A 446-nucleotide genomic window follows, 5' to 3' on the forward strand; every position below is an offset into this window, starting at 1 on the left:
TTGCCTACCGATATGCCGGCTCAGGACTATGGAAATGCGGTAGGTGAGGTGAGCGACGCCCACATGGATTTTGGGCTGGGATTACCGACTACATTTAGTTGGCAACTAATTGTGGGGGGACCATTTTCATGCTTTGTTATGGTCGCCTTCTTGGCTCCAATGATCTTTGGTCTAATGGGATTATTCCTAGGAGAGAATCTAAAAAGTTCTGTTGATTTTGCATTGGGTATGATCCCATCTGGCTTGCAAATCGGCGCGTGGGGCGGCGGCCTCGCTCTAGCCCTCGGCATAATCATCTCCCTCAACCACCTCGCCAAATACGAAACCCTCGTCCCTACCCGCTTCAACCGCCAGCGCCGTGAAGTCTGCTTCGTCCCCGCAGGCCAGACCGAACCGATCTTCGTCCCTTGGGAATCACTCTCGGCGTGGGTCGTCCAGGCCAGAGG

General features: G+C 54.3%; 1 pseudogene. It reads left to right on the forward strand.

The features are described from left to right. Nucleotides 1–228: 228 nt before the first annotated feature. Nucleotides 229–446, forward strand: a pseudogene (locus QN399_RS26190) (hypothetical protein); the annotation flags it as partial.

Source organism: Pseudomonas sp. 10C3, from assembly GCF_036346185.1.
Lineage (GTDB): Bacteria > Pseudomonadota > Gammaproteobacteria > Pseudomonadales > Pseudomonadaceae > Aquipseudomonas.